An 8,454-nucleotide genomic window follows, 5' to 3' on the forward strand; every position below is an offset into this window, starting at 1 on the left:
CAGGCGGAGGGGGGGAAAGAGCGGTTACTTTTCACTGGGTTTTTGCAACTTTGTTGCAATCCCCCTTAAGGTGATGCCTCGCTCCCTGTAAAAGGAGGGAGCGAAAAATTATCTATTGTGCAACTGCTATATAATACCGGAAAAATGACCGCACTTGGCGCTATTGAGTTGCCCAAAAGGGAAAATGTGGGGGGGGACTCTGTTTGTTATAAAATTGAACTATTTCAATGTGTTACAAACTGCTGAAGGCAGTCTCCCTACAGATAAACCCAACATCAAATTTATGCAACAGCGGTAGCATTATGCGGTGATGGTATAAATTTTTTGTTTGCTTTTCCCCTGTCTTTCTGTTTATACTTTGCCCGCTTTAACAGCATTTTCATGAATATATCGCAAGTTTGTGTATAGGAAATGAACAAATCTGATTGTCTATCATTCTATTTTTCATCATATGCCTTCGCTTGCAAATCATTAACTTTCTTAAGGTTTAAGAACTTATGTTAGCGATTTGGCAACAATTTAAACAAGACTATCTCATCAAATATTGGAATCCTGTCGCAGCGGTCATTGCAGCCGGGTTACTTTCTGCCTACTATTTTGGTATCACCGGAACCTATTGGGCGGTGACAGGAGAATTTACCCGTTGGGGAGGGCACGCATTACAATCCCTTGGCATTGATGTGAGCCAATGGAGTTATTACAAAATCATTGGCATGGATGGCACAATTTTTACCCGTATTGACGGTGTGATGATTTTGGGGATGTTTGCCGGCTGTATTTCAGCCGCTCTTTGGGCAAATAATGTGAAATGGCGTAATCAACCGCACAAACGTCGTATCGTCCAAGCCTTAGTTGGTGGGGCGCTTGCCGGTTTCGGTGCCCGCCTTGCTATGGGCTGTAATCTTGCCTCACTTTTCACCGGTATTCCACAATTCTCCGTGCATGCGTGGTTTTTCACCATTGCCACGGCAATCGGCACCTATGTGGGGGTGAAATTCACCTTACTGCCGATGTTTCGGGTTAAACTTGAACTCAAAAAAGGAGCGGCAAAATTACAAGAAACCGATCCCAAACAAGCAACCCGCCGTTTTCGCATTGGTATGGTGATTTTCCTTGCCTATTTAGCCGCTTCCCTTTATGTGATGCAATCTTCAGTCAAATTGGGTTTTGCCATGCTTTGTGGGTTAATTTTCGGATTATTGATTGAACGTGCGCAAATTTGTTTTACCTCTGCTTTCCGCGATCTTTGGGTCACCGGTCGTGCTTACATGGCGAAAGCCATTATTTTTGGGATTATCGTGGGAACAATCGGCGTTTTCTCTTATATCCAATTAGGGGTTTCACCGAAAATTATGTGGGCAGGTCCTAATGCGATTGTAGGCGGTTTATTATTCGGTTTCGGTATCGTTCTTGCGGGCGGGTGTGAAACCGGTTGGATGTATCGCTCAATGGAAGGTCAAGTCCACTTTATGTGGGTGGGGGTCGGCAATGTGGTAGGCTCTACCTATTTGGCTTATGTTTGGGACGATATTGCCCCGGTGCTTGCCCTTGACTATGAAAAACTCAATTTACTGAAATCCTTCGGACCGGTAGGGGGATTATTGGTTAACTATGGTTTATTGATCCTCTGTTTAATTGCGGTGGTATGGTGGGAACGTCGCTTCCTTGCCAAAGCCAAAGCAAAAATTGCAGCAAGCACACCACAATCTTGTGGTTGCTAGTTCTCATTCATTCATCAACAAAAGGAAATGATTATGGCATTTACCGTTGTTCAAAAATTAGATAAAGATCCGAAAGATATTACCCCGGATTATACATTAGATACCTTAGGCGAGCCTTGCCCTTATCCGGCAATTGTGATGTTGGAAACCATGCCACAGCTCCAAAAAGGTGAAATTTTGGAATTGTTAAGCGATTGTGCGCAATCCATTAATAATATTCCGGTGGATACCAAAAACCACGGTTATACGCTGCTTAGTGTTGAGCAAGATGGAACGAAGTTGAGATATTTGATTCAACGATAAAATTCGGAAAAAAATGACCGCACTTTAATCAGTGATCTGTGCCTTGGATAAGTTGTCGTTGTCTTCGACTTTTAAGGCCGGATCACTTTTTTCGTCGCCTTTCATACCATTTCAAGATAAACTATAGCCCTTTTTATAATTCAGTCAGATGGAATCTTATGCGGATATTTATTGCCATACTTGTGGGGATTCTTGCACTTTTCCAATACGATCTTTGGTTTGGTAAGAATGGCTATTTTGATTACAAAGCCGTATCAGCGCAGATTATTGAAAATAAAGCGGAAAATGAAAAATTGGTGCAAAGAAATCAAATGATTTCAGCTGAAATTCAGGGGCTGACGAAGGGGTTTGAATCCATTGAGGAACGGGCGAGAATGCAACACGATCTCGTCAAAGAAAACGAGACCTTCTACCATATCGTAAAAGAACATAAATAATGTCACGAAAAATCATTGCTGTTATTCCTGCCGCCGGGGTGGGGAGCCGAATGAAAGCGGATAGGCCTAAACAATATTTAACGGTATTAGGCAAAACGATTTTAGAGCATACGCTGAGCATTATGCTTAATCATCAGTCTATTGATCGAATTATTGTGGCATTAGGTAAAGATGATCCTTATTTTGCTGAACTTCGTTTGCTTTCTCATGAAAAAATCCAACTTGTTGAAGGGGGAGAGACACGGGCAGAATCCGTCCTCAATGCGCTTAATGTGATTGAGGAAAAAAATGCTTGGGCGTTAGTGCATGATGCGGCAAGACCTTGTTTAACCGAAACGGATTTAAACAAGTTATTAGCTATCGGTGATGAGAATGGGGCAATTCTTGCGATTCCGGTAACAGATACCATCAAGCGTAGTGATCAAAATGGTACGATTATCACAACAGAAGATCGCTCACAACTTTGGCAGGCTCAGACACCCCAATTTTTCCGAGTTGATTTGCTAAAAAATGCTCTTGAGAATGGATTAAAACAGAATAAGGTTATCACGGATGAAGCTTCAGCTATGGAATTTGCCGGATTTCGACCGCACTTAGTCTTAGGAAGAAGTGATAATATTAAAGTGACCCGCCCGGAAGATTTAGCCTTGGCGGAATTTTACTTAACAAGGAAAAAACGATGATAAGAATTGGACAGGGTTTTGATGTGCATGCTTTTGGGGAAAACAGACCCCTAATTATTGGTGGCGTTACCATTCCTTACCACACGGGATTTATCGCCCATTCTGATGGCGATGTCGCTTTGCATGCCTTAACGGATGCCCTGCTGGGGGCGGCTGCTTTGGGGGATATTGGAAAACTTTTCCCTGATACAGATATGCAATATAAAAATGCCGATAGCAGAGGTTTATTAAGGGAAGCCTTTCGTCAAGTCCAAGAAAAGGGGTATAAGATTGGGAATGTGGATATCACAATTATTGCCCAAGCCCCTAAAATGCGCCCTTATATTGATGATATGCGCGCAGTAATCGCTGCTGATTTAGCCTGTAATATCGAACAAGTCAATGTGAAAGCCACAACAACAGAAAAATTAGGCTTCACAGGACGAGGTGAAGGAATCGCCTGCGAAGCCGTGGCATTGCTGATGAAATAAATTTACTGAGAAAAAATAAAGGCACAATTGGTATTGTGCCTTTTTGTTTGATGATATTGTTTGTTTATGCTTATTTTTCCAAAAGTGCGGTTGGATTTTCTTCGGTTTTTTCTGTCTCTTCAGGGTGGAGAGACATCGCATGGCGTAGGCTTTGTTGGCGGATTTGTTCTGCCATTGCGTTATCGCCTGCTTGTTCAAAGACATAAACTGCCATCATTGTGTCGTTAGACTCAAGTTGTTTAGGGCAAGCCATCACTTTTTTGAATGCTTCAGCCGCTTTGGTAAATTCGTTATTGCGAACATACAAATAACCCAAGGCTCGGTTGATACCGCATTGTTGCGTTTCGTCTGCACGTTTGGCACGTTTTTCGATAATCTTGATTAATTTCGTGTTATCAACCGGTTGTAAACGGGTTATTTGGGTGCAAAGCGCTGGGCTTAATGGGGTGTTTTCTCCCCATTTTTTCAACACTTCAAGGGTAAACTCATAAGCAGACTCATGATCGTTACAATCAATGAGGCGCTCAATTAATGCCACTTTTAAATCTAAGTCTTGGCGACGGCGGCGAGGCTGTTCTTCCCACCAAGCAAGTAAACCATCCACACCTTCTTCATTCATTTTTTCATCAAGCAGGCCATTTTCGGTTTTAACCTGTATCGCTTTAAATTCTTCCTCGTTGTATAAACCGGCACGTTGAATTAAATCTAAAATATTATCAAGAGCTTGATAGGCTTTGGATTGGGTATAAATTTCAACGGCAAGTTTTAAGACTTCTTTATTACGATCTGTCATTTCCAACAGGCTATCGACCGAGCTGCGGGCCGCCGGTAGTTTGTTTTGTTGTAATAAAATACGGGTACGGGCAATTTCCACTAACAAATTGTCAGAACCGGCAAGTTCTGTGGCTTCAATTAAATAGCGGTTTGCACTAAATTCATCACCACGCTGTTGGGCGGCTTCTGCGGCTTTGATTAAATTCAAAATCGGTTCATCGGAATGTTTGGCATTTTTACCGATGAGTTTTTCCGCTTTGGCATAGTCACCCTCGTTCATTTTCATTAAGCCTTTGAGGGTTTGTTTTTGCGCTTTTACTCGTTTACGGCGGGAAAACCAACTGTAGGTGTTATTGCTTAAACGTAAAAAACGGCTTACAACCCATTCTGTACCATAAATTACTGCAAGTGTGGCGATAAATAAAATGACTAAGGTGGTAATAGACATTTCATAAATATTGTTCGCCGTTTCAATACGCACATAACCTTGCTGACCGGAAAGATGGGGGCCCGCAATAAGTCCGGCAAGTAAAGCCAGCATTAAAAATAGTGTTCTAAACATAGTCTATCCTTATTGTTGTGGCTCGACTGTTGGTTTATCTTCTGAGGAAACGGCTTCCGGTGTAGTTTGGTTGTCGATCACTTCCTCCGTTTTAGGTGGTTCGTTGAAAGCTTTTTCAGCTTGAATTTCAATTTTTTGCACATCCAACGGAACTCGGTTGAGATATTTATCCAGTAAGTTTAAGCTTTGTAGCTGGGTTGGCACATCTACATAAACGGACAATTCCGCCAATTCATCAACGGATTTCAAGAAATTTTGAGTGACTTCCGTATCGGTATCAAAATAGCTACGCACCCAAGTTGCTACGGCATCTAAAGATTGTTTATACAAATCATTTTGTTGGCGTGGTACTGCCATAATGGCTAATTGCAAACGGAGACGAATATTTTCACGCAGATAAATATCCTGATTCGGCGCAAGCAATTCTTTTTTATCCGCACCTTGTTTTGGAGTGATACGAATAAAATGATTCAAAAAAGAGACCGCACTTTTCTCTGCATTTGCCTGCCAGTCATCTAAAGAATCGGATAATTTTTCCGAATTGGGATCATCACCAAAATTCACGTTAAGCACAGGCAATTCATCCACCGAATTGGCAAGCTGGGAAAGGCGTTGCATCACGGCATTTTGATCGATGCTATCCACTGAAAGGAGTTGTTTCAAATCTTGATTGATGGCGGAACGCACTGCCATAGCATCGGCATTATTGATTTTGGCGAGGGTTTCGTCCGCCAGTTTTAATAATGAAACGCCGGTATCCACATCATTGTCTAACACGAGTTTACGCAAGGCATTGTTTAATAAAAAATCGGCTTCAGAAAATAACCAATCGTTAGGTTGTTGCGTTCCCGCTTGTTTATTCACATACTCAAGTTGTTGGCGTATCGCACCAAAGGTTTGAGCGTTGGCGGCAAACTGCTGTTCGAGTTGGCTAACTTGCTTTTGGATTGCCGTATTGTTTTTTTCAAGTTCGGCAAATTGTGCGGCTTGGACGTTATTATCGGTAGGACGTGCCACAGTTTGGCTGATTTGTCCCTCAAGTGCGGTCAATTTTTGTTGAATTTCATTCACTTGTTGCTGACCGAAATAATAACCTGCCCCTCCTACACCCAAGGCGATTAAAATAGCCAACAGACTTAGCCCCGTGCCACTTTTCTTTACGATAGTTTGAGGTGTTGGAGAAGATGTTTCCGCTTGATTTTCAAGCGTATTTTGTACGCCTTCATCAAGGTTTTCTACCGCTTCATTTGATTGATTTTTCGCCATATTTATTCCTTATTAGGTCATTTAGCTAAGTAACGTTTTCAACAAGTTTTGATTATCCGCATAGTGGGATTGGGTAATGTTTTGCCATCCCAGTTGTTTTGCTGCGTTCGCAAGGCGTGACCCCACCGTGACTAAATGACAATGTTTCAGCCAATGTTGTTCATTTTCCGGTACAAATTCAATGAGGGTCTGCAAAATTTCTAAGCTGGTGACGATCAACGTATCCACTCCGGCACGTTTGAAAAAGCCGGTTTGTTCTTCCTTATTATAAAGGATAGGCTCACGGCGGTAGCATTCTAAAATATCAATATTTGCTCCACGCTGTTTCGCCTGTTCGGCAAAATATTCCCGTCCGCCGTTGCCACGTAAAATTAAAACTTGTTTTCCATTAAGTTGTTGCATTTGTGGCAGGGCAAGTAAGGCTTCACTATTTTCCTGTGAAATAGGATAACGGACAACCTGTCCGCTTTGACAGGAGAAATACTGTGCAGTTCTCTGTCCGACTGTAAAGTATTGTAAATCTTCACGCCAATAAAAACCGGTTTCCTTCAATGTTTTAACGGAAAAATCGACCGCACTTTTAGAAACAAGAAAGACATAATCGCCACGGTTAAGTTGATTCAATTTTTTCGGTAGGTTTTCCAAGTCATAGCCGCTTTCAAAGGTGAATAAAGGGAGGTGCAATGCCACTATGCCCGATTGATTGAGTAAATCAACCAGTTGTTTTCCACGTTCATCAGGGCGGGTGACAAGGACTGCCATTATGCTTTCTCTCCTTGTGAATAAACGTTGGCAAGAATGCGATCCGCGCCTTGGGCGAGTAATTGTTCGGCGATTTGCACACCCAATTCTTCCGCATTTTTGACCGCACTTTTCCCTTCTGCCCGGATAATGGACGAGCCGTCAAGCTCACCCACAAGTGCACGTAAATAAATTTGCCCGTCTTCTAATACCGCATAGCCGCCAATCGGCACTTGGCAACCGCCCTGCAGGCGGGTATTCATTGCCCGTTCCGCCAATACACAAGCGGTGGTTTCTTCATCGGCAAGCGGAGCAAGCAAGGCTTGAACTGTTATATCATCGGTTCGACATTCTATCCCCACCGCCCCCTGACCGGCTGCCGGTAAAGATTGGGTTGTTTCAATAAAAGCGGTAATGCGTTCTTTCATCCCTAAGCGAATTAATCCTGCGGCGGCAAGGATAATGGCATCATATTCACCTTGATCCAATTTGCTTAAACGCGTGCCCACATTGCCCCGTAACGAACGGATATCCAAATCCGGTCGTAATTGTTTTAACTGACATTGACGGCGCAAACTGGATGTCCCGACAATTGCCCCTTGGGGTAAATCATCAAATGAGGTATATCGATTGGAAACAAAGGCATCACGGGGATCTTCCCGTTTACAGATTACACTTAATCCTAATCCTTTCGGGAATTGCATCGGCACATCTTTCATTGAATGAACCGCAATATCCGCCCGTTTTTCTAACAGGGCATTTTCCAGTTCTTTGACGAATAAGCCTTTCCCACCGATTTTTGCTAAGGGGGTATCAAGGATCACATCACCTTTAGTGACCATGGGAACAAGTTCTACCTTGAGAGTAGGATGAAGCGTTTCTAAACGGGTTTTAACAAAATTCGCTTGCCAAAGTGCAAGGGGACTTTGGCGGGTGGCAATTCTTAAAATGGTTGATATAGTCATAGCGATAGGCTGCCGGGCTAAATTTTGCCTATCCTATCACTGTTGGGGAAAAAAGTCAGTTTTATTATGAAATCGCCTGTCCTTAGCCTTAGTGGATATAGGGTTTATTGAAAGCTATGGTTAGCCGTCCGTAGAACACGAGTATTGGTGGGATATGGAGATATTTTCAAAATGTAATGCGATTGTTAATAAATCTAACAATATGTCAATGTTTGGTTATTTTAAAATCAATTTTGCTTGTATTTTGATTAAATTTCGGTATGATTCGGTCCATTATTTTTATTGATTTTATTAGTAAAATAGATATTAACTTTATTAAGTGACGACACAATCATGAACAGCCAACAGCCGGTAATTGTTAAAATGAAAAATAAAAAACACTCAAGATGCAATGGTCTTAAAATTTAAGACCATTGCATCTTGAGTGTTTTTTATTTTTCATTTTACTCAAGCGTCCTCGGCATTATCCGAAAATGGATGTACTGAGTTGTTTTTTTATGCTCATTATTATCGGCATTATGTAGCAAATGCA

The 8,454-nt window shown here is 42.1% G+C and carries 9 protein-coding genes; 5 read left to right on the forward strand and 4 right to left on the reverse strand.

Translation table 11 applies throughout. The annotated features are described in order from the left end of the window. Window positions 1-497: 497 nt before the first annotated feature. From yedE to ispF, 5 genes are all read left to right on the forward strand, one after another. Complete coding sequence (gene yedE / locus BKK52_RS11885) at window positions 498-1,721, forward strand: selenium metabolism membrane protein YedE/FdhT (protein WP_077420967.1); 1,224 nt, start codon at window positions 498-500, stop codon at window positions 1,719-1,721. A gap of 33 nt (window positions 1,722-1,754) precedes the next feature. Further along, window positions 1,755-2,024: a sulfurtransferase-like selenium metabolism protein YedF gene (gene yedF, locus BKK52_RS11890; protein ID WP_005696304.1), complete on the forward strand. Its 270-nt coding sequence runs from the start codon at window positions 1,755-1,757 to the stop codon at window positions 2,022-2,024. A 158-nt stretch (window positions 2,025-2,182) separates the two neighbouring features. After that, a complete protein-coding gene (gene ftsB / locus BKK52_RS11895) occupies window positions 2,183-2,461 on the forward strand; it encodes a cell division protein FtsB (protein WP_077420966.1) in 279 nt (92 codons plus the stop codon). Further along, window positions 2,461-3,144 carry a 2-C-methyl-D-erythritol 4-phosphate cytidylyltransferase gene (gene ispD / locus BKK52_RS11900; protein WP_077420965.1) on the forward strand — a complete coding sequence of 228 codons (684 nt, stop codon included), beginning with the start codon at window positions 2,461-2,463 and terminating at the stop codon, window positions 3,142-3,144. Before ftsB ends, ispD begins: the two co-directional genes overlap by 1 nt. Further along, entirely contained in the window at window positions 3,141-3,614 is a 474-nt protein-coding gene (gene ispF, locus BKK52_RS11905; protein WP_077420964.1) for a 2-C-methyl-D-erythritol 2,4-cyclodiphosphate synthase, read from the forward strand. The genes ispD and ispF overlap by 4 nt, the downstream gene beginning before the upstream one ends. A gap of 70 nt (window positions 3,615-3,684) precedes the next feature. Here ispF and BKK52_RS11910 read toward each other — a convergent pair whose 3' ends face one another. Genes BKK52_RS11910 through hemC form a run of 4 tightly spaced genes read right to left on the reverse strand, consistent with a single transcriptional unit; the run spans window position 3,685 to window position 7,922 of the window. Continuing rightward, window positions 3,685-4,950 carry a heme biosynthesis protein HemY gene (locus BKK52_RS11910; protein ID WP_077420963.1) on the reverse strand — a complete coding sequence of 422 codons (1,266 nt, stop codon included), beginning with the start codon at window positions 4,948-4,950 and terminating at the stop codon, window positions 3,685-3,687. 9 nt (window positions 4,951-4,959) lie between these two features. Beyond that, on the reverse strand, window positions 4,960-6,216 hold the full coding sequence (locus BKK52_RS11915) for a uroporphyrinogen-III C-methyltransferase (RefSeq protein ID WP_077474671.1): 1,257 nt from the start codon (window positions 6,214-6,216) through the stop codon (window positions 4,960-4,962). Window positions 6,217-6,237: 21 nt separating this feature from the next. After that, the gene (locus tag BKK52_RS11920) at window positions 6,238-6,978 is read right to left on the reverse strand and encodes a uroporphyrinogen-III synthase (RefSeq protein ID WP_077420961.1); all 741 of its coding nucleotides are present in this window, start codon (window positions 6,976-6,978) and stop codon (window positions 6,238-6,240) included. Further along, a complete protein-coding gene (gene hemC / locus BKK52_RS11925; RefSeq protein WP_077420960.1) occupies window positions 6,978-7,922 on the reverse strand; it encodes a hydroxymethylbilane synthase in 945 nt (314 codons plus the stop codon). The genes BKK52_RS11920 and hemC overlap by 1 nt, the downstream gene beginning before the upstream one ends. Between the last annotated feature and the right edge of the window lie 532 nt (window positions 7,923-8,454).

The sequence above is a fragment of the Rodentibacter trehalosifermentans genome (assembly GCF_002000545.1).
GTDB lineage: Bacteria > Pseudomonadota > Gammaproteobacteria > Enterobacterales > Pasteurellaceae > Rodentibacter > Rodentibacter trehalosifermentans.